This window comes from Blautia sp. CAG:237, assembly GCF_000436615.1.
Classification (GTDB): Bacteria; Bacillota; Clostridia; order Lachnospirales; family Lachnospiraceae; genus Blautia_A; species Blautia_A intestinihominis.
The window spans coordinates 22,024-22,379 of record NZ_FR886757.1; the positions used below are offsets into that span (position 1 = coordinate 22,024).

Annotated in this window: 1 pseudogene; it reads right to left on the reverse strand. The window is 49.7% G+C overall.

Annotated features, from left to right (window positions below):
* Window positions 1-356: pseudogene (locus QZL69_RS14025) on the reverse strand (cation:dicarboxylate symporter family transporter); the annotation flags it as partial.

Genomic DNA, 356 nt, shown 5'->3' on the forward strand with positions numbered 1-356 from the left:
GGAAGAGCAGTCATGATGGAACCGCCAGGAGCTCCCGGGGAAGCGACCATTGCGATGCCGAGTGTCATGATGAACGGAATGACAGTTGCGAGACTGATCGGAAGCTGGTTCATCAGACAGACGGCAGTTGCACACGCCGTCAGCTTCTGCACACTGCAGATTGACCGGGATCGTTGCAGCAGAGGACTGTGTTCCAAGAGCTGTAGTATAACCAGGAACCTGGTTTTTTATAAGGGTCAGAGGTTTTTTCCTGCTGACAGAACCTGCGATCGTGAACTGGATAAAAATGCAGATCAGATGCATTGCGATAACAACAAGGAAAACTTTCCAGAGGATTCCAAGGATCGAGAAAGTTT